The sequence below is a fragment of the Streptomyces sp. BK340 genome (assembly GCF_007827595.1).
Taxonomy (GTDB): domain Bacteria; phylum Actinomycetota; class Actinomycetes; order Streptomycetales; family Streptomycetaceae; genus Streptomyces.
Map to the genome: position 1 here is coordinate 1 of NZ_VISR01000049.1, position 20,391 is coordinate 20,391.

Genomic DNA, 20,391 nt, shown 5'->3' on the forward strand with positions numbered 1-20,391 from the left:
AGACCTCCGTGTGGTGCGTTCCTAGACAGCTCCACCACACCGGAGGTCTTCGCCATGATCAAGACCCAGTGTCAACAACGCTCGTGATCAATACATCTAGGCCCAGGACCCGTTCGACCGCGGCCCGCAGGTTGTCGTAGCGGATCCGGCCGCGGGGGATACCGCCCAGCATCCGGAAAGCGTGCACGTGCCCTTCGAAGAACGCTTCCTGGCCACAGGAAGCAAAGACCCGGTGCACGGCCTTGCCGGAGTAGGACAACCGCAACGAGAACAGATAGACCTTGGTCATCCGGCCAGCGAGCATCACGTGGAGGTCGCCGAAGTCGACCTCCGCCTCCACGCCAGGCAGATGGGTCTGCGGAACGAACATCGTGTCCGGGCCCACTCCGGCCTGCCGGCGGACCTCCTTGCGGCGGTCCTTCACATAGGCACGGACCATCGAGTACGAGATGTTGTCGGCCTCATGGCCTTCGACCAGGCGGTCGAAGATGCGCTGGGCGGTGTGTCTCTGCTTGGGCGGAGCGTCCAGGTCAGCCAGCAGCATCCCGTCGATCAGCGGCTTGTAGGGATCGAGCCTCGACTCCTTGCGCCGCTGCTTCTTCCGTGGCTCCGGCCACTGACCGTCCAGAGCCCGCCGGACGGTCCTCCACGTCACGTTATGAGTGCGCTGAAGAGCCCGCAGCGACATGCCCATCTGGTGATCCCGGCGGATCGCCGCGTACAACTCGACCTTCGACTGCGAGTTACCCATGAGGCCCCCAGCGGGAGAAGCACACCTCACAGTCTCACCGCAAGCCCCCAAGTGACGTCAAAACAAACTGACATCGCAAACTCGGTCAGACAGTGACTCCCACAGTCACCTCGAAACGACTCCCGCAGTCACGCACAAAACCATCTGGACGAGTGGCGGGCCGGTCGAGCGGAACTGGCGGCGGCACTGCGGGACACGCCATGGGACCACGCATTCCCCTGGTATATGTCGAAGGTGACCCCGGCCCTGATGGCGCCCCTCGTCTGATGGAAACCTGGGCACACGGGCAGGACGTCTTCGATGCTGTGGGCGTGGCACACCGCCGGACGAATCGTCTGCAGCACGTGGCGTCGCTGGGGGTGTTGGGAAGGGCGCTGTCCTTCGCCGCCGTCGGACTGCCTGAGTCGGCGGACCCCTTCCGCGTCGAGCTGACAGCACCTGACGGACGGACCTGGGTGTGGGGCCCCGAGGCTGCCGCGCAACGGGTACAGGGCGGCGCTATCGACTTCTGCCTGTGTGTCACCCGGCGTCGCCCCTGGTCCGAGACCAACATGACGGCGACCGGCGAGGACGCCCTGAAGTGGCTGGAGGTGGCGCGCGTCTTCCTCTGAAAGCATGTTGGGGTGCCTGGAGCATGCGAGACGCGTGACGTTTGCGATCTGCCCTTCGGACACGGCGACGGTCCCGATCACGTGGTGTGTGGCAGTGCGACAACTCCGAGGCCGCCAGCGGTCGATGCTCGGCGTAATCAGCTGGCCATCCGACAGGCTCTCAGGCGGCGGTGGCTGCTCCAGCGCCCACGAGGACTTCGACACCGGGAGCTCACCGTCGAGGGGCCCCGGCTCGTCAACGCCGGCGACGAGTTCGACCTGCTGTTCTCGACGTTCGAGCACACCGCCTGGCGGCTGGAGACACGGCGCCCGCTGCGCCAGTGACGAGCAGACCAGCGAGTTGGAGTTGGGCGTGGTCCCGTTCACCGCGTCGCTGAGGATCTACCCGGTGAACGGGTGCTGGGTCTACGACGATCACCGTGTCGTCGTAGAGAACTGGCACGCAGAGCTGTGGCTGGACGCCGCCGACTCGGTCGCCACCTATCTATCTGGTCGAGACCGGCTTACGAGGCAGCCGAAGCTCGAGCCGGCGTTCACGTGAGCCAGGTACGGCAAGTCGGGTGCAAGTGCCCGGCAATCGGACTCCGAAGACTGGGGATCATGACCACGAGCAATGCTTCAGACTCCGCCGTTCACCCCTACACCCGCGAGATGGCGATGATCCACCAGGTGTTCCGTCGCGAGTCGCGCCTGCTGGCCGACCTCGTCCAGGACGTTCGGCCCGCAGACACCGCCCGCGCCCGGATCCTCGCCGAGCACTGGCGGCTTTACGTAATCGGCCTGCACGCCCACCACACCGGGGAGGACGAGATGCTCTGGCCGGTCCTGCTGCCCCATCTGGACCTCGATGCCGAGCAGGTGCTGGCCATGGAGGCGCAGCACCGGGAGCTCTCCGAAGGGATCAGCGAGGTCCAGGTGCTCATGGACCGGTGGCAGGCGAAGGCCCTGTCCGAGGACCGTGACGAGCTGGCCGAGGCGCTGCGTCGGCATCACCGGCAGCTGTGCGCCCATCTTGACGAGGAGGAACAGCAGGTCATGCCTCTTGTCGCCCTCCACGTGAACGAGAAGGACTGGCATGCGGTCGGGGAGCGGGGCCTCGCCGAGACGCCCCGCAACCGGCTGATGATCGCGCTCGGCGCCATCCTGGAAGACACCTCTCCCGAGGAGCGCAGGGAGTTCCTCGCCCGGCTGGCCGTTCCGGCGCGGGTGCTGTGGAAGCTGCTCGGGCAGCGGCAGTACCGCCGCGAGACCGACCGGATCCGGGGCCGGCGTACAACGGCGTGACCGTCGTCCCCGCCGGCTGGGCTGGATGCGCGCCAGTGCGTCCGGCCCCGTTGTCCACCCCTCACCGATCGAGGAACCTCACCGATGCGCATCGGATTCTCCGTACCCCAGTTCGGTCCGTTCGCCGACCCCCGCCTCTCCGTCGGCATGTGCACGGCGTTGGAAGCGCTGGGCTGCCACAGCCTCTGGGTGGCCGACCGCCTCTTGGCCCCGCTCATCCCCCCCGACGGGTACCCGGGCGGGAAGATGCCCGTCCGGTACGGCACCCACCTCGACCCGCTGCTCGCGCTGGGCGTGGCAGCCATGGCGACCGAACGGGTACGTCTGGGCAGCAGTACGCTCAACGCCCTGTGGCAGCCGCCCCTCGTGCTCGCCCGGGCGCTGACGACACTCGATCTGCTCAGCTGCGGGCGCCTGGAAGTGGGCATCGGGCTGGGCTGGATGCGGGAGGAGTACGAGGCCGCCGGGGTGCCCTGGGAAGGACGGGGCGCCCGGCTGGAGGAGACTCTTGACGTCCTCGACGCCGTATGGCGGCCCGGGTCGGTGGTCCACACCGGCCCGCTGTGGACGATCCGCGAGTCGACCGTCCTGCCCAAGCCCCTCCAGAAACCGAGGCCGCCCGTGCTGCTGGGCGGATTCACTCCACATGCCCTGGAGCGGGTGGGCCGGCGTGCCGACGGCTGGCTCGCGGCCTCGATGCCGCTTGAGTACTTCCGCGGTCTGTGGGCCGTGGCTTCCGAGGCGGCCGAACGGGCGGGGCGGGACCCGGCAGGACTGCGGCGGGTGCTGCGTGTGAACCCTGACGTCACCAGGTCCGCGGCCGACCTGGCGGAGGGCCACCACCGTGGGACCGTGCGCCAGATCTGCGACCACCTGCGCACGATGTGCGCGGCGGAGACCGACGAGGTGCTCGTGGACCTCCAGTTGACGACGGACTCGCCCGGTCGGTTCCTCGAGCTGGCGGCGGAGTTCATGGCCGAGCTGGCCTAGCGTTGCGCGATCCGGACCAGCCCCACCCCCGTGACCGCCTCCCGTTCTACTCGCCCGACTGCGGAAGCCGGGCCAGGGCCGTCTGGGCGGCATCCGACCAGTGCGGGGAGTCCCATGCGGCTGCCACCCGCTCGGCCTCCCGGTAGTGGCGCTGCGCTTCCTGCGCATGGCCCAGGAATTGGGCGAGTTCGCCCAGGGTCTGCGCGACGGGCCGGAAGACGAGGCTGAGGCTGCTCGCTCCGCCTGCCAGCCCCTGAAGGGGAAGGAGATCGCGGTAGACCTCGGCGGCCGCTTGCCGGTCGTCGAAGGCGATGGCGGCGATGCCGCGCAGGCCGGCCAGGATGGAGTAGGCGAAGTCGCGGCGGATCGGCGCCCTGCGGGCGAAGACCTCACGGGCCTCTTCGGCGCGGTCCGCGGCCAGCAGGGCGAGGGCGGTGAGGGCTTCGTTGTGCGGCTGGTACTTCTCCCACACCGCGAGCAGCACCGGCAGGACCTCGGCGAGCCGGCCCTGCTGCAGGCGGATGCATCCGGCCGCCAGGCCCGCCAGTCCGCTGAGGTCCACCGCCCCAAGCGCTCGCAGTTCCGCCACCGCAGACGCCAGGTCCTGCTCCGCCTCGCCGAATCGGCCCTGGGCCATGGCGACCATGGGGCGGCGCAGCCTGGCGATGGCGAGGGCACCGCGCAGCTCGTAGGTGCGGGCGATCTCGTCGGCGCGTACGAGGCACCGCTCCATCTGCGCCGGGTCGTTGCCGGCGGCGGCGATCCGGGCGGCGATGTAGGAACTCATCCAGGAGTACTCGGGGCTGTCCTGGGAGGCGGCGACCTCGGCAAGTTCTTCGTGGAGTTCGAGATAGGCGGCGGGTTCCAGTTCGCAGTCGATGCGGCGCAGCAAGGAGGTGAGGGTCAGGCCCTGGAGCCGGGGATCGCCCACGGTCCTGGCGAGCTCCACGGCCTGGCGTGCGACGGTCACGGCGCGGGGGTCGGTGTCGTCCAGTGCGTCGGCGAGCTGGTCGAGGAGCAGGCACCGCTGGCGGTCGTCCGGGTGGTGATTCTCCAGCAGGTTCGTGAGCTCCTCGACGGCCTCGGGATCACAGGCCGCGTACGGGCGGACGCGCCAGGGCGTCGGTTCGGTCCATGTCGTGTAGGCGGCGGTCAGCAGGTCTGCCCGGCCCTCGGCACGGGCCACCCGGACGGCCTGCTGCTGTGCGTCGCGGGCCGGTACGACGGCCCCCATCCGGATCCGGCAGTCGACGAGCTGGCCCAGCAGCATCACCCGCAGCAGGGCGGCGTCCTGGTCTGCGAAGGCTGCCGGATGGTCGGCCAGAAGGCCGAGGGCCGTGTTCAGCAGGGCTTCGGCGTTCTGCGGGGCATAGCGGCGCACGGCCTGCTCGCACGCCAGCCGGGCATGGTGGACCGCCGGGCCGGCGTCGGCGGTCACGACCGCGGCCGCCCGCAGGAGGTGGTGGGCGGTGGCGGCGACGTCGTCCGAGCCGAGGGCGATCAGGCTCCTGCCCAGTCGGGAATGCATCCGGGCCAACCGCAGGCGCGTGAGGTCCGCTTCCAGGGCGTCGCGCACGAGGGCGTGGCTGAAGCGGACCGTACCCGCCCGCGGCTCGGTGAGCAGCCCGGCGGTCACGCCGGCGTCCAGGGCGTCGAGGAGTTGCTCGGGATCGCAGTCCGCGGCCTGCACCAGGAGGGCGATCGGGGCCTCGCGTCCGGCGACGGCTGCGAGCCGCAGTCCGGCCGTGACCGTCGGTGCGAGCAGGGCGAGCCTGCGCCGCAGTACGTCCTGGACCCCTTGCGGGATCCGGGCCAGGGCTTGCTGCTCGCCCTCGCCGGCCAGCAGGAGGGAACTTTCACGAAGGTAGAAGGGGTTGCCCCCGGCCCGTTCGGCCAGGGCCGCCGCGGCCTGCTCGCTGATGTCGGCCGTCGACCGCCGCAGCAGTTCCTTCGCCTGGGTGTCCGACAGGCCCGAGAGCTTGATTCGTACGGGCGAGCAGGCAGCCAGGCGTGCCAGTGCGCCGGTCAGGTCGCCCTCGCCGGTGCGGTACGAGCCGACCAGGACCAGTGGTGCGTCGCGCAACTGCTCGGCGCAGAGCAGGAACAGCTCGATGCTCTCCTGGTCGCCCCGGTGCAGGTCGTCCAGCACGATCGCCAGGGGCTGCCGCGCGGCTGCGTCGCGGAGCCAGCCGAGCAGTGCCCGGTGCAGCCGAAAGCGCCGGGCCGGGCTGCCGTCCGGCTGCTCGGAGCCGCTCGAGGTGCCCGGGGCCAGCAGGGGGGCCAGCTCGTCGGCGTACGGTCCTGGTGGCGCGTCTTCGGCGAGGCCGGGGGCGAGATCGAACCAGGCCCGGCCGGGCGGGGCGCCGTCGGTCTCCGGGCACTGCCCGGATCCGACCAGCCAACCCTGTGGGGGCAGTTGGCGCAGCGCGGCCTGCAGAAGGCTCGACTTGCCGATTCCGGCCTCGCCGGAGACCAGGACCACCTGCGCGCGGCCGCCGCGTGCCCGCTCCGCCGCATCGGCGATTGCCGCCAGCTCTTCGTCACGGCCCAGGAGCCGGCCTGCCATGAGGACCGTCGGCGCAGTCGGCGTCCCCGGTCCGGCAGCCGTGACGGAGCTGCGGAGCGTCACGGGGGCGGCCGTCCCGGTTCGCGCGGTGGTCGCGGTCGCCATCCCGGTTCGCGCGGTGGTCGCGGTGGGCGCCCCGGTCTCTCGGTGAAGGACGTCCAGACGCTGGTGCAGCAGGGCCTGCTCCAGCTCCAGCAGGGCCGGACCGGGTTCGACGCCGAGTTCTTCTCCGAGGACGTGCCGGGCCTGCCTCAGTGCCGCCAGAGCGTCCCCCTGTCGGTCGCGGGCCCACAGCGCCAGCGCCAGCAGCCGCCATCCCTCCTCGTGCAAGGGCTGCTCCCGGGCCAGCGCGTCCGCGTCGGTGAGGGCCTGCGCGGCCTGCCCGAGGCTCAGCCGCGTGGCGACGAGCCGTTCGCGGGCAGCGCGGTGCAGTTCCTCCAGGCGGGTGCGTTCACCGGCCGTCCAGGGCTCGTCCGCGAACTCCGCGTACGGCTGCCCGCCCCACGAGGCGAGCGCTTCGGCCAAGCCCTCGGCCGCGGCGTGGGCGGGCACACCCGCTACCGAGCAGGCCGCGACCCGGTCCTCGAACACCCAGGCGTCCAGCGCGTCCCGTTCCAGGGCGAGGGCGTAGCCGTACGGCGCACTGAGCAGGAGCCGAGCGGCGGTCCTAGGTGCTCGTTCCGGTTCGAGAAGGCGCCGCAGACGCGCGATGTACGCGTGCAGCGACGCCTGCGCACTCGACGGGACACGCGTGGGCCACAACCTCTCGACGATCCGCTCCGTGGAGACGACCTCTCCACGGGCGAGCAGGAGTTGGACCAGAACCATCCGCGCGAGCCGACCCGGTGTGGCAACGGGGCGGCCCTCGACCTCGACCCGGAACGCGCCGAGCACCTTCATTGTGACCATGACAACCACATCGTAAACGGCGCGGCACCGTGGACGACCTCCGGCGACCGTGCCGAGCACCCGGAGAACCTCGCCTGATTCCCTCCCCCCGCCGCGCCGTCAGTCCGCGTGCCCCGAACGAGCCGGAGTGGTGATCAATGGTGCGGGGACTTCATGACGGCCGCCACGCGGTCCCCGTCCGACGGTGCGGGGAACGCTGGGCGGGCAGAGCGACGCCCGAGACGGGAGAGTGCTGCGGCGAGGTGGCCGATCAGGGCTCGCACGGAGACTCCTCACGCACGGAGCGGCAGTTCAGCACGGTCGGCTCCGTCCTGTATGCGACGGCGCCGCCAGGGAACGGAACTGATCCCACTGCACTTTCGGGCGGGGCAGGCCGCGCCGCGCGAGATAGCGGTCGGTCGACCGCTTGGTCTGGCGCAGGACCCGCAGGGCATCGCTGACCCGGCCCGAACCCATGGGTTCGATCACGCTGTACGGCACCAGGAGCCAGCCCGAACCGGTCTGCCTCAGGTCTCCGCGTACGAGCGCGTTGTACATGTGGTTCAGCAGTTCGTCGTGCCGGTGCACCAGCAGGCTGGCCGGCCCCGGCTCGACACGGCAGTCCGGTGGGACCTCGACCAGATAGCCCGACGGTGTCGGCTGCGGGCGGGTACGGGCGAGCAGCGGTGCCCCCGAGGCGTCCCGGCCGGCCAGTACCGCCGTCGGCATACGGCCGAGTTGCGCGGCCCCGGGCAGCGTTTGCGTCGCGGCGGCGGGAGCCGGCGCCTCGAGCCACGGCAGCTCCTCCAGGCTCGGCCTTATGCTCACCCGTTCGGGTACGACGGTGATGAGGAGGCGCAGGTAGTACCAGGACATCACCGGCCTCATGGGGCGCTTGAGGTAGGCGCGGCTGTGCGGCTGGCGTTCGAAGAGCCTGCGCCAGTACTCCTCGGCCCCTTCCGGACCCGTCATGATCGCGTCGGGGCAGTGGGCGCGGCCGCTGACGAAGACTTGCGGAGCCCGGTCCAGTTCGCTGCCCGTGGGGTCGGAGAAGAGCAGCGCGACCCGGCCGTCGCGGCGTACGTTCAGCGCCTTTTGGGCGAAGGCGAGGGACGTGGTCAGCAGGAGGGTTCCGTCTTCGCGCCGAGCCACGGCCGTCGGCCAGGCCAACGGGGTTCCGTTCTTGCCGAGGGTGACGAACTCACAGGTGCGGTAGGCGTCCAGGACGTCGTGGGGAGCGCAGTCGAGTACCGTCATCGCGCCGCTCCGCGGACGAGTACGGCCGGCGTCCGCTGCGCGGTGCCTTCGCGGAGCGATGGCCGGACGGACTCGTCCTCACCTTTGCGGTGGCGGTGCAGCCCGTATTCGGTCAAGCCGTGGGCGACCGAGGCGGCCCGGCCCGTTGCACCGTGCGGGGCTGCGGGGAGCGGGGGCGACAGCGGTTTCCGCTCGCGGGGGTCCGCGATCGTCTCGTAGGGGCGGGGCTGTTCGGAGGTACTGCTGGGTGACACGCTCGGTTGCTCCAGGATCGAATGCCGACGGCGGATACGACACGGTGCCCACCGGGCCTTGGCGTGGACTTGGTGCCGACTTGCCGTTCTCCTGGACACCGAAGGCATATGAGGCCCGTGACGGCTCCTAAATGCGGCCGCCTACCGCAGCCTGCGCCGGCTCAACGGCGCTGTCAGCCCATGCCTGGAGCTCAGCGAGCTCAGCGCGCTCAGCAGCGGTGTGGCGCCCTGCGCCTACGAGCTCGCTCTCCCCGTGCTGGAGGAACTCACGGCCCTGGCCATCGACCACATCGGTGTCGCCAACGACCTGTGGTCGTACCACAAGGAAATCCAAGAGCCCGGGGCCATCCCGACCCTGCTGCCCCACGTGCTGATGGTCGAGCGCGACATCAGCCTGCCCGAAGCGGTCACCGCCACCGCCAACCTGTGCGATGACCTGATCAGAGCATTCGAAAACAAGGCCGGCACCATCGAGCCCACCGCCCCGGTCCAGGTCCAGGTCCAGGTCCAGGTCCTGCGCTACCTCGACGTCCTCCGCGCCTGGGTCCGCGGGAACCTGGAATGATCCGCCCGCTGCCGCCGCTACCACCTGGAGGGCTGTGCGCTCGGCGGGGTGCGGAATACCACCACGGCTCTTTGCCCGGACTCGTGCCTTTGCTTGAGAACGTCCTCCACCCGAACGCCATCTACGACCGCCAGAACAAGGGTTCGTGATGGAATCCATGGAGAGGAACATCGACTAGTGCCGTATCAGGTGACGTTCGCCTCGCTGGTGGAGCACGGAGGAGTAAATCGGTGGGGTGATGCAGGGGAATCTGCCACGATCGCCGGATGGGTGCATTGGATGCAGTGGCAGGCAGGGTTGCTGGCGGGGCCACCGTGGCGTTCCGGCCCAGCGGCTCCTCGATGGTCCCGCTGATACGCAGTCGGCAGCAGGCGGTCGTTGCTCCGGTCGATCCGTCGAAGTTGGAGGTCGGGGACATCGTCCTCGCCCGTGTCGCCGGGACGGTCTACTTGCACTTGGTGTCGTCCGTGGACCCCGCCAGGAAGCGGGTGCAGATCAGTAACAACGGTGGCCTCGTCAATGGCTGGACCAGCTACGATCGTGTCTTTGGTATCTGTGTGGCAGTCGACGGCGTCACCAGGGCAGGGGTCGCAGGCAAGACGCTCGCGGGCGACTCCAACGACTCCTCCTGAACCTGACGCTCCAGCAGTGTCAGGCCGCCAAGGACGTGTGAGGCGTAGGCGGACGCGGCTGTCGAGTGCTCTCCGGGGTGATAGTGGGCCCGGATGGGGGTCTCCATCCAAGCTCGACGTGCAGGTGGACTGTCATCTGTCTAGCGTGTTGGCCGAACGGAAGTAACCACGCAGCCCGGCGCGCCACCGGTTCGGACGGGCTTTGGTCCTCTAGGCGTCGGCACGGGCAGTGCCGGGGCGCCGCGGTGCTGCCTGCCCGGTGCGCGCCTTCCCCCACCCCCCTCCGGGAGTTCGGCATGGCCCGTATCACTATCAATGGCGTCACGGTGGACCCGCTGGTCCAGGCTGACGAGCTGGCCACCGCATCGCTGACGTCCGAGGACGCGTCCGCGTCCAATTACCTGCTCGTTCAGACCACGCACCCGCCCACCGTCGAGGAGAAGGAACAACTCGCGGCGCTCGGGGTGGTGGTCCACGAGTATGTTCCGCAGGACACCTACCTGTGTGGCTACCGGGCCACGGACCTGGACGCCGTGCGCGCACTGCCGTTCGTGGCTTGGGCGGACGTGTACTTCAACGGTTTCAAGATCGGCCGGTCGCTCCAGTCGACCCAGCTGCGTTCGAGTGTGGCCGCGCTGGCCGATCCCATGGAGGCGGCGGGTGACGGGAGCCGCACCGTCGACGTCGTCCTGCACGAGGACGTCGATGCGAGCGTGGACGGCGTACGGGACCGGATCGCGGCGGCCGCCGGAGTCAGTCCCGGCGATGTACGGCCCAGCCGCGGCAAGATGCGTATGACGGTCCGCAACGAGGACGTCGCCGCACTGGCCGCCCTCGACGAGGTGAAGGAGATCGAGGAAGTCCCGGAGCGGGTGCTGTACAACACCGTCGCGGGGACGCTGATGCACGCCCAGGTGTCCCTCAACGGCACGAAGTTCCGGGGTGAGGGCGAGATCGTGTGCGTCGCCGACACCGGCTTCGACAAGGGATCGACGACCAATGTGCATCCTGCCTTCACCGGCCGGGTCAAGCGCCTGATCGCCCTCGGTCGCACGAGCCCCGCACGGACGGACGACCCCGTCGGGCACGGCACCCATGTGGCGGGCTCGGTCCTCGGAGACGGGACGTCGCAGTCCATGGGTGGCGCCATCACCGGTACGGCTCCCGAGGCGCGACTGGTCCTCCAGTCCGTGTTGGCCGAGAACGGATCTCTCGCCGGCATCCCGGACAACCTGCTCGACCTGTTCGAGCAGCCCTTCCTCGAGGATGGGGTACGGATCCACACCAACTCGTGGGGCCCGGTCACCCCCGGGCTTCCGTACGGCCCGGCCGCAGCCGAGGCCGATCAGATGGTCTGGGACCACAAGGACTTCGTCATCTGCTTCGCCGCGGGCAACGACGGAACGGACCGGGACGGGGACGGCCGCATCAACCTGAGATCCGTCAGCGACGAGACGACGGCCAAGAACGTCATCACCGTCGGAGCCAGCGAGAGCAACCGCCCAGAGATCCCCTTCACCTACGACGGCACGCTGCTCCACGGGGCGGTCAAGTTCCCAGCCCCGCCGATCCACGGGAACAAGATGGCGGACAACCCCGCCGGGATGGCTGCCTTCAGCAGCCGTGGTCCCACCGCGGAGGACCGGATCAAGCCCGATCTCGTCGCCCCCGGCACGTCGATCCTGTCGACGCGCTCGCGGTTGGCCCCCGACCACGGGAGCTTCGGTGTCTCCACAGACCCCGCCTTCATGTTCGACAGCGGCACCAGCATGGCCACCCCGCTGGTCGCCGGCTGCGTGGCGGTACTGCGCGAGACACTGGTGAAGAACGGCACCCCGAAGCCGAGCGCCGCCCTCATCAAGGCCATGTTGATCAACGGTGCCGATGAGCTCAAGGGCCAGTACATTCCCTCCGAGGCGGGCCCTTCCCCGAACAACAACTCCGGTTTCGGCATCGTCAACCTCCAGCGCGCCGTCGTCCTCCCGACCGATGGCGACCGGGCAGGCTTCACCGACGCCGCAGAGCTGGACCAGGGAGAGGAACGCGAGTTCCGTATCCCGGTTCCGCAGGGGGCGGGCCATACCCTGAAGATCACCCTCGTGTGGACCGACCCCCCTGGCCCGGCCCTGCAGAACGACCTCGACCTGATCGTCCGCGCAGGCGGCCAGGAACGCCACGGCAACATGGGCACGGATCCCGGTTTCGACCGGACCAACAACGTCGAGCAGGTCCAGTGGGAGGACATCCCCGCCGGGGACGCCGAGGTCGTCGTCCGGGCCCACCGGATCACCCGGTTCGCCCAGCCCTACGCCGTTGCCTGGCGCATTCTCTGACGCATCCACGGGCAATGTCCCGGCCCGTCGGTCGGGCCGGGACGGTGGACACGGATCGGCGCCATCCGCGCCCAGGCAGGCTTCGTAGTCGGCTGGGCGCCAGCTCTGGACGGTCGGGGCGATGTCGATCAGTGCTGCGGCCTCCGTTGCGACGCGGAACCCGGCCTTGTGGGACTCATGTGCTTGGCGGACCCGTTGAGCGCCCCCTGCCCATGAAAGGACATCATGCCCTGCCCCGCTCGGAGCAGCTCCGTCTGGCAGTACAGCCGGGTGCGATGTGCCGGCCAGGCCACTCAGTTGGCCCCTTGCTCCCCGACACCCGACGCTGAAATCTGAGTACTCGCCTTCGGAGGGTCCGGCGCGATCAAGGGTTTCTTCACAGAGGTCAACCAGGGGGACCGAGTATGGTCGGCGGAGAGGGACACACGGTCCTGTCACATCACGATTCACGCGTCGCCGAGCACCGTGGTGCATGTCCTGGGCAGGGACTCACACGGGGGCACGCTGCGGTCTGCCCTCGGCACGGTCCCCGAAAATGCGTCGCTCAGCGCGAGCTTGCCGTCCTACAGTGAAGGCCGCCGGGTGGAGCAGGTAGGTAGCTCGCTGGGCTCATAACCCAGAGGTCGCGGGTTCAAATCCCGCCTCGGCCACGAAGACCGGGCCCGTCGCGCGAAGCGGCGGGCCCGAGTCGTGCGCAGTGGAGTGCGTGGCCAGGCCCCTGGTCAGGTCCGCCGGCATGTCCGGGGCGCTAGCCTGGCCTTGGCATGCGGGGAAGCTACTGATGGGTGATCAGGATAGGGTTGGCGCCCTTGACCTGCAGTGTCCATGTCTTTTGCCTTTGTCGAACATCTGCGGCTTTCACCTCGCAGGTGCGATTCCCGCGGCGTCAATCCTCTCGACTTGCCAGTGACGTCACCGCACGCGACCGGCCAGGCGTCCAACTGGGGGATCGGCGCGGATCTCGACGGCCTCGAAGGACACGTGCTTGCCCTGGCCGGCGACCAAGACTGTTTTCCCCGCGACGGCGGCGACGGTCGTGGGCCGGCCGGACCACCCACCCCATCCACCCCGAAGGTCTTCACGCCGATGCGGACCAGGACCGCACTCGACCGCGTCGAGTCCTCGCGCCTGCCACGGATTCGCGGCACCGACCGAGACGGCGAAGGCGAAGAACCTCAAGGTGACCGACGTTTCGTGTTCGTCGATGAGCGGGTGATGGCGGCGAGGTTGCGGTGTCTGGCGGACCAGGGCCCGGTCAGGTGGCGGGCAGCGGTCGGTTCCCGCGCGAGTGCAGGCGGTCGGTGAGGAAGGCGAGGATCTCGTCGCGGGCCCGGACCGTGGGGTGGCCGGCGTCGTCGACGAGATGGGCGGTGACGACGCTGTGCGGGGTGCCGACCAGGTCGGCGAAGAAGGGCGGTGGGGCCGGGTTGGCGGCGCTGTCAGGGAGGACGCGTCCGTCGAAGGCGTCGCCGAGCAGCGCGCGGTAGGCGGCAAAGCGCTGCCCCGTGCACCAGCGGTCGCCTTCGAAGCGGTAGGCGAGGACGGTGAGTCCGTCGCGGTCGAGCCGGTCGCGCACCGCGCGCGCGTCCGCCGCGTCGAGTTCGAGTCCGCCGGGGTCGTCGAGCGGCAGCGACGGGTGGTTGACCACAGGGGCGATCACCGCCGGCTCCAGTGCCATGGTGAGGGCGAAGTTGCCGGTGAAGCACAGGCCGATCGCGCCGACCCCCGGCCCACCGCACGCGGTGTGGGCCTGGCGCGCCAGGCCGCGCAGCCAGACCGTCACAGGGCTGGTGCCGCCCCCGGCGAAGGCGCGGAACTCCGCGCTGACACAGGCGCGGCGGACGACCTCCCGGCCGCCCTCGATCGTCGGGAAGGCGCCGTCCGTCCCGAACAGGGAGGGCACATGGACGGTGAAGCCCGCGTCCCGCACCCAGCGTGCGAGCCGCAGGACGTCGGGACTGATGCCCGGCATCTCGGGCAACACCACGACCGCGGGCCCGGCCCCGGCCACGTACACCGTCTTCTCCACCCCCTCCACGGCCATGCTTCGGCGGGTGAAGTCGGTGATGGGATCGTCGTCGCTCATGGGGTCAGCCTGCTGCCGGGGCCGGCCCCCGGGTGAGGGGCCAGATCGCCAAGGGCAGGGGTAATCTCGCCACGCGCGAGGGAGGCGAGCGGTACGCGGTCGGCGACCCCGGGCGGGGACACGATGGGGGTACGGGAGCGATGACCCAGGCGGCACGGCAGGCGGAGGACGGTGCGGGCCCGGACGCCGGAGCGGGTGCGCTGCGGGTCGGGGTCCTGGCGTACCCGGACTGCTTCGCGTCCGAAGTGTTCGGCGTTCCCGACCTGTTGACGATGGCCGGGCATGTCGCCGGACCGGAGGCGCCCGGCTACCGGGTGTCGGTCGTGTCGCCCCGCCGCCGGGTCACCGCCTCGGGTGGCGCGAGCCTGGACGTGCGTCCCTTGCGTGAGGTCGACGTCCTCGTGGTCCCCGGCTTCGAACTGCGCCCGGACATGGACCTCGACGGGCGGCTCACCCGGCTCGCCCCCGAGATCGCGGCGATCCGCGCGCGGGCCGCGGCGGGCACCGCCGTCGTCTCCATCTGCGTCGGCGCGTTCCTGCTCGCCGAGGCCGGGCTCCTCGACCGGCGCCGGGCCACCACCTCCTGGCTGCACGCCGACGAACTGGCCAGGCGTTGCCCGGACGCCGACGTGCGGCCTGAGCACCTGGTAGTCACCGACACGGGGGTGACGACCACGGCCGCCTTCAGCGCCATGTACGACTTCGCGCTGGACCTGATCCGCCGGCACAACGGCGCCCGGGTTGCCCGCACCACCGCACGATTGGCGCTCGTCGACGACGCGCGGACCTCCCAGACCCCGTACGTCGACCCGTGGCTCCTCCCGCAGCCCGGCCGGGAGTTCTCCCAGCGGGTCATGCGCCGGCTCGACCAGAACCTCGCCGAGCGCTACGACCTCGCCGCGCTCGCGGACGCCTTCCGGGTCAGCACCCGCACGCTGCTGCGCCGCTTCGCCGAAGAGACCGGACGCAGCCCGCTGGCCCATCTGCAGGCTTCCCGGGTCCGCCGCGCCCGCCATCTTCTTGAGACCACCGACCGCACCGTCGCCGCCGTCGCCGCGGCCGTCGGCTACCAGGACCCCGGAACCTTCGCCGCCCTCTTCGCCCGCCACACCGGCCACCGCCCAAGCGCTTACCGGGCAGCCTTCCGCTGCACCGCCCAGGCGTCCGCCCCGGACGTCGGCGTTTAGCTGTCTTTCCGATCACCCGCTCGTTCGATTCGGGCTGCATCGCGCTGTGCGGAAGATCCGCCAGGACTTCAGACGGGCAAGGCCACGTTCGACCAGGGCCCGCGCCTTGGAGGACGCGGACCGGGAGCTGATCGAGGTGAAGCGGCGGTCCCGCAACCGGCTCGGCTTCGCGTCCAGCTGACAACGGCGCGCCATCTCGGGGTGTTCCTGGGCGACCCGACTGCTCCCTGCCTGCCTGGCGGCCTGCGGCCCTGTGTGACAAGCACGCCACTGACGAATGACCCGGGGTCCACAGGGCGGGCCGAGGGCCGTCACCCTTGCGACATCAGTACGTGTAGCAGCCGGTGTAGACCCCTCCGGCACCGGGGATGTCGGCGTGCGCCACACCGCCGAGCACGCTGACGGTCAGGCCCAGCGTGCCGGCGGCGATCGCGCCCAGGCGAGCGGGCCTGCGCCCTGAAGCAGAGGCTGGGCGATGGTGGTGATGTTGTCCTTTGTGCTCTATTTGTGTGCCGCGGTGCCCGTGATCGACTCCAAGGCGAGCAGGCTCCCGAAGAGGCTCCAGCTGACGCGGTGAGCTGCCCTCACCCTGGACTGTCCACCACGTTCCCAAAGACCGGGTTGCTGTCGGGCGGCCCCTGGACGAGCGGTGTTCCCCCTGGCTGCGCTGTAGCCGCACCAGCTTTCCCATGGGGAGGACACTGATGTCCGGGAACAACGTGGCGTTCCACAACGCAGGGGGCGCCACGTTCGAAGTTCAGCACACGGACTCGGAACGCGGCCGGGCGTAGGCTGAGATCATGGCTACATGTGAGTGGGTGATCGTATCCACTCGGGGCGATTTCACCTGGGTCACCATGAATCATCCCCAGCGCAGGAACGCCCTGAGCTGGGAGATGCTGCGAGAGCTGCAGAAATCCCTGACCGAGGTGGCCGGCTCACGAGCCACGGGGATCGTGCTGGCGGCCACGGGACCGGTTTTCAGTTCCGGGCACGACTTCGCCGACGTGCTGACCCTCGACGTTCAGGGCGCCCGCGAGCTGCTGCAGCTGTGCACCGACGTGATGCGGCTGGTCGAGTCCGTCCCCCAGGTGGTGGTGGCCCGGGTGCAGGGGCTGGCCACGGCCGCAGGGTGTCAGCTGGTGGCGTCCTGCGACCTGGCCGTGGCGGGTGACCGTGCCGGGTTCGCCCTTCCCGGCGGCAAGGGGGGCTGGTTCTGCCACACCCCTGCCGTGCCGGTGGCCCGCTCCATCGGACGTAAACGGCTCATGGAGATGGCCCTGACCGGGGACGTGATCGACGCCCGCACCGCCCTGGACTGGGGGCTGATCAACCAAGTCGTACCCGACAGCGAGCTGGACACAGCGGTCGAGGAACTCCTCACCCGCGCCACCCGCGGCAGCGCGGCCAGCAAGGCACTGGGTAAACGCACCCTGTATGAGCAACTGGACCGCCCTGAGGCAGACGCCTACGACATTGCCTGCCAGGTCATGGCCGACTCCTCCCAGACCCCGGCAGCCCGTGAAGGCATCGCCTCCTTCCTCGACAAACGCATACCCCACTGGCCCGAATAGCGCCAAGGGTGGCCGACGCCTTGCGCGCACCCGAGCGGGTCGGAAAAACGGGGGGCACGGCCGCGCCTGTCAGTGGCCGGCACGCTGCGTTGCCAGGCCATGCCGCCGAAGCCGTGGGCGGTGCGTGGGTACGGGAGGCTGGGGCACCGCGGGAGCGCTCTTGAGCGGTTCGAGTCATTGTCAGGCCCAGCGGGCCTGCAGGTGCCGCAGGAGGATGGTCGCCGCGGCCGGTGCGGCCTTGACGAAACCCAGAAACGGTCCGAAGTCCTGGGTGGCTGCGAATCCGGTGAGATAGAGGCCGGGGACGGCAGTCTGGAAGTTCTCGTCCAATACCGGGAACCCGTTGCGGGTGGCGATGTGCTCGAGGAGACCGGCCAGGTAAGGGACACGTGCCAGATCGGGTGCGTACCCGGTGGCGAACACCACGTGATCAGCTGTCAGGGTTTCGGAATCGGAATTGGACAGCGTGACCCGCACGGAGTCACCGGTCGCGCCGCCGTGGACCTGGACGACATCGGTGTCCGGCCACAGGTGCACCACCGCGGGGTCCAGCCGGGCAGGCAGCCATGGTTCCAGAGTCGCCCGTCCGGCCCGCCAGCACCGCATGACGATCGCCTCCCGTTCCGTGGCCGTCAGCCGACGCCACCACCCGCTGACCTGCAGGGTGCTGTCGATGTAGTCGTCGAAGAACGCCCAGCTCACCGGCTCGAAACGCGGAACGGGGTGGCGGTGGACGATGTCGACGTGTTCGACATCGTGCTCGGCCAGCAAGGCCGCCCACTCGTACGCGCTCTGCCTGCCTCCCACGATCAGCACACGTCGGCCCGCCAGATCGTCGAAACAAACCAGGTCACAGCTGTGGGCCGCCCGACGGGCCGGCACTCCGGCCGCCCACGGCGGCAACTGCCGGAAGTAGCAGACACCAGGAGCGGCGACCACGACCTTGGCGCGCAGCCGCTGGCCATCGGCGAGCTCCGCTTCAAACCCCGTCTCCCGCTGTGCGATGTCTCGCACCAGTCCGGACCGGACCGGCACCTGCTTGACGTGGCGGAACCACTCCCCGTACTCACGAAACAGTCCCACGGGGACCGGGAGGACCTCGTCACCGGTCAGCCCCTGCTCTTCCAGGTAGGCCTGAAGCGTGTGCACTCCCGCGGCGTCCAGATGCCAGTCGACCCCCGAGCGCAGCAGCATCCCGTCGGGCATGTGCTCATGCCAAAAACCCATCGGCCGCCCGACCACCTGCGTGTCAATGCCGTAATCGCGGGCCAGGGCGGCTGCTGAGAGTGCGAACGGTCCCGCACCGACGACGAGCACATCGGTGGAGAGGATTGTGTCCATGCCGGGCTCCCTTCCGGCCTGCGGATCCGCGGACACCAGCAGGTGCATGTGACGCGGCCGAGCCAGGACACCTCAGCCCCGGGCCTGGCCTCTGCATACTAGGCAGGGCCGCCCCGGCCGAGACAATCTCGTTCCCTCCCGCCATTCCACCGCACACGGCGCACGCGAGCATCACGGCCGTCGCAGACCGGTACCCGACGAGACCGTGACGGCAGCGGCAGCCTGGTGTCCCCATACCGCCTGGGACGGCCGGATCGCCGCGCCCGTGCCGGCGTCAGTGCCGCGGTGGCAAATGCGGGGAGCCCCCCCGGCCGGCCGGATGGTTCACCGAGGGGGCCGCCAGAGCGGGAGCGGACGCGAAATGTTGATGTCTGGCCATGGCTTCGAGCTCGTTGGTTGGGGCAGGTGTTGCACACTGTCGCGTGCACGCGCCGAGGGTCGCACAACCGTGCCGATGCAACGCGTGTGCGGCTGGCCGGCAGAGGCTGACAGGAGAAGAGGGAATGTGACCCGCACACGAGCCGATGCCCGCACCCGGCATCCCCGCCACGAACGTAGAGGCGAAGCCCGGCTGCCCGCGGTAGTTGCGACGCTGGCGGCCATCGCTCTTTACCTCGCCCTACCGCAACGGCTTTTGATTGCTCCGCGCTACGTGCTGCCGGCTCTGGAGTTCCTCCTTCTCGTGCCGCTCGTCGCAATCAACCCCAAGCGGCTGACCCGCCAGACGAAAACGTTCCGCGCACTGTCCTTGACGCTGGTCGCCGTCATCGCGGCGAGTAACCTCGTGGCGCTGGGCCTGCTGATCCACGAGCTTGTCTACGCGGGCGTGAAGGACGGCCGCGGGCTGCTCGTCGCCGCGCTGCAGGTCTGGCTCACCAACATCATCGTTTTCGGACTGGCCTACTGGGAGCTGGACCGGGGTGGTCCTGTCAGTCGCACGCAAGTTCCCCGGTGCGCACTCCCCTTGGCCGACTTCCGCTTCTCGCAGGACGAGAACGACGACGCTGTCGAGGAAGTCGCCGACGGCGCCAGCCGTACATCGGACTGGGTGCCCACGCTGACGGACTACCTCTACGTGTCCGTCACCAACTCCACGGCCTTCAGTCCGACCGACACCATGCCGCTGTCCACCCGTGCCAAGCTCCTGATGAGCATCCAGAGCGTCTCCGCTCTGCTCACCTCACTGCTGGTCATCGCCCGGGCCGTCAGCATCCTCCACTGACAGTAGGCGAGCCGGCCGGTGCCTGAGACCGCCGTCGAAAAGCCGTTCCGTGACGGCCTCTTACCCGTTCGGCCGGCCGGCGGTGGTCCCGAACGCTTCTGTGGTGCCGCCTTCGGCCTGCTGGGATGCGTGGGTGTCGACGAAGCTGTAGGGCGGCAGCGGGCCGTTGACACGCAGTTCGAGGTGCGGGTGTTGTCGGCGGAACTCGTCGACCGCGGTGAGGAACTGCTCCGCTGCACGGCGGTCCACCAGGAAGGAGAGGTTGGCCAGCCAGCCGGTGCTCTGCGGTCCGGCGCTGACCTGCGTGGCCAGCGGTGCCAGCGCCTGGTGCAGCAGTTCCGCGTCGGTCGCCTCGCGTTCCTGGACGGCGGCGGCGATCATCTCCCCGAGCTGCATCTTCTGCTCCTGCGTGCCACCGCCGGCCTCGCGGTTCGCTACCGTCAGGGACCGGATGTCGTCACGGTCCGCCACAATCAGGCGGAGCACGGCCTCTTCGTCGTGGCTTGCCTTGACGTTGTACTCCGCTGTGCCGTCCAGTGTCTGTAGCCGCTCGAGGAAGTCCTGCGCCCGTTCGGCGAGCACCGTGGTCACCGTGTCGTCGTCCGGAGAGGTGCTGCCGAACCGCATGGGCAGTACTACGCCGCCCGCTCCGGCTTCGTCGAGTACCTGCTGGTGGGCGAGTAGATCACGGCGTTTGGGCCGCAGTTCCTCGGGGGCGTCACTGACGATCGCGGCCAGCTCGCCCTGGCGCAGTATGCGTACCGGCCGCGGGGGGTCGCCGATGCCGTCCAGGTCCTGGCGGAGGGGGGAGTGTGAAGCACGGATGATCCCGTAGACGTAGGTGCCCATC

Annotated in this window: 14 protein-coding genes, 1 tRNA gene and 3 pseudogenes; 11 read left to right on the forward strand and 7 right to left on the reverse strand. The window is 69.8% G+C overall.

Annotated features, from left to right (window positions below; all coding sequences use genetic code 11):
* Window positions 1–58 precede the first annotated feature (58 nt).
* Window positions 59–751: a transposase gene (locus tag FB157_RS47845; RefSeq protein WP_186581985.1), complete on the reverse strand. Its 693-nt coding sequence runs from the start codon at window positions 749–751 to the stop codon at window positions 59–61.
* A gap of 266 nt (window positions 752–1,017) precedes the next feature.
* Between FB157_RS47845 and FB157_RS45465 the strand changes: the two genes are divergently transcribed.
* From FB157_RS45465 to FB157_RS45480, 4 genes and pseudogenes are all read left to right on the forward strand, one after another.
* Window positions 1,018–1,362, forward strand: coding sequence for a maleylpyruvate isomerase family mycothiol-dependent enzyme (locus tag FB157_RS45465; protein ID WP_261387011.1), 345 nt, complete (start codon window positions 1,018–1,020; stop codon window positions 1,360–1,362).
* 340 nt (window positions 1,363–1,702) lie between these two features.
* Window positions 1,703–1,846, forward strand: a pseudogene (locus tag FB157_RS45470) (transcriptional regulator); the annotation flags it as partial.
* 116 nt (window positions 1,847–1,962) lie between these two features.
* Complete coding sequence (locus FB157_RS45475; RefSeq protein ID WP_145887483.1) at window positions 1,963–2,646, forward strand: hemerythrin domain-containing protein; 684 nt, start codon at window positions 1,963–1,965, stop codon at window positions 2,644–2,646.
* Window positions 2,647–2,730: 84 nt separating this feature from the next.
* The gene (locus FB157_RS45480) at window positions 2,731–3,636 is read left to right on the forward strand and encodes a TIGR03619 family F420-dependent LLM class oxidoreductase (protein ID WP_145887485.1); all 906 of its coding nucleotides are present in this window, start codon (window positions 2,731–2,733) and stop codon (window positions 3,634–3,636) included.
* Window positions 3,637–3,682: 46 nt separating this feature from the next.
* Here the strand turns inward: FB157_RS45480 and FB157_RS45485 are convergent, their stop codons facing one another.
* Both FB157_RS45485 and FB157_RS45490 read right to left on the reverse strand, forming a co-directional pair.
* Complete coding sequence (locus FB157_RS45485) at window positions 3,683–7,111, reverse strand: BTAD domain-containing putative transcriptional regulator (RefSeq protein WP_145887487.1); 3,429 nt, start codon at window positions 7,109–7,111, stop codon at window positions 3,683–3,685.
* Window positions 7,112–7,402: 291 nt separating this feature from the next.
* Window positions 7,403–8,347, reverse strand: a complete 945-nt coding sequence (locus FB157_RS45490; protein WP_145887489.1) for a pyridoxamine 5'-phosphate oxidase family protein — start codon at window positions 8,345–8,347, stop codon at window positions 7,403–7,405.
* 399 nt (window positions 8,348–8,746) lie between these two features.
* Between FB157_RS45490 and FB157_RS45495 the strand changes: the two are divergent.
* From FB157_RS45495 to FB157_RS45510, 4 genes and pseudogenes are all read left to right on the forward strand, one after another.
* Window positions 8,747–9,166 (forward strand): annotated as a pseudogene (locus tag FB157_RS45495) (hypothetical protein); the annotation flags it as partial.
* Between the two features lie 266 nt (window positions 9,167–9,432).
* The gene (locus tag FB157_RS45500; protein ID WP_145887493.1) at window positions 9,433–9,798 is read left to right on the forward strand and encodes a S26 family signal peptidase; all 366 of its coding nucleotides are present in this window, start codon (window positions 9,433–9,435) and stop codon (window positions 9,796–9,798) included.
* Between the two features lie 296 nt (window positions 9,799–10,094).
* On the forward strand, window positions 10,095–12,131 hold the full coding sequence (locus FB157_RS45505; RefSeq protein ID WP_145887495.1) for a S8 family serine peptidase: 2,037 nt from the start codon (window positions 10,095–10,097) through the stop codon (window positions 12,129–12,131).
* 576 nt (window positions 12,132–12,707) lie between these two features.
* Window positions 12,708–12,781, forward strand: a tRNA-Met gene (locus FB157_RS45510).
* A 605-nt stretch (window positions 12,782–13,386) separates the two neighbouring features.
* On the opposite strand, the gene FB157_RS45515 is transcribed toward FB157_RS45510, so the two are convergent.
* Complete coding sequence (locus tag FB157_RS45515; protein WP_145887497.1) at window positions 13,387–14,217, reverse strand: dienelactone hydrolase family protein; 831 nt, start codon at window positions 14,215–14,217, stop codon at window positions 13,387–13,389.
* Between the two features lie 140 nt (window positions 14,218–14,357).
* Between FB157_RS45515 and FB157_RS45520 the strand changes: the two genes are divergently transcribed.
* Window positions 14,358–15,404, forward strand: coding sequence for a GlxA family transcriptional regulator (locus tag FB157_RS45520; RefSeq protein WP_145887500.1), 1,047 nt, complete (start codon window positions 14,358–14,360; stop codon window positions 15,402–15,404).
* 12 nt (window positions 15,405–15,416) lie between these two features.
* Here FB157_RS45520 and FB157_RS49260 read toward each other — a convergent pair.
* A pseudogene (locus FB157_RS49260) lies at window positions 15,417–15,515 on the reverse strand (IS5/IS1182 family transposase); the annotation flags it as partial.
* Between the two features lie 746 nt (window positions 15,516–16,261).
* Here FB157_RS49260 and FB157_RS45530 point away from each other — a divergent pair.
* Complete coding sequence (locus tag FB157_RS45530; RefSeq protein ID WP_222441039.1) at window positions 16,262–16,978, forward strand: enoyl-CoA hydratase-related protein; 717 nt, start codon at window positions 16,262–16,264, stop codon at window positions 16,976–16,978.
* A gap of 180 nt (window positions 16,979–17,158) precedes the next feature.
* On the opposite strand, the gene FB157_RS45535 is transcribed toward FB157_RS45530, so the two are convergent.
* Window positions 17,159–18,319, reverse strand: coding sequence for an FAD-dependent oxidoreductase (locus FB157_RS45535; RefSeq protein WP_145887504.1), 1,161 nt, complete (start codon window positions 18,317–18,319; stop codon window positions 17,159–17,161).
* 505 nt (window positions 18,320–18,824) lie between these two features.
* Here FB157_RS45535 and FB157_RS45540 point away from each other — a divergent pair.
* Window positions 18,825–19,541 (forward strand): hypothetical protein, encoded by a 717-nt coding sequence (locus FB157_RS45540; protein WP_145887506.1) that lies wholly within the window; start codon window positions 18,825–18,827, stop codon window positions 19,539–19,541.
* Window positions 19,542–19,601: 60 nt separating this feature from the next.
* Here the strand turns inward: FB157_RS45540 and FB157_RS45545 are convergent, their stop codons facing one another.
* Window positions 19,602–20,390, reverse strand: coding sequence for a GvpL/GvpF family gas vesicle protein (locus tag FB157_RS45545; protein WP_145887508.1), 789 nt, complete (start codon window positions 20,388–20,390; stop codon window positions 19,602–19,604).
* Window position 20,391 lies beyond the last annotated feature (1 nt).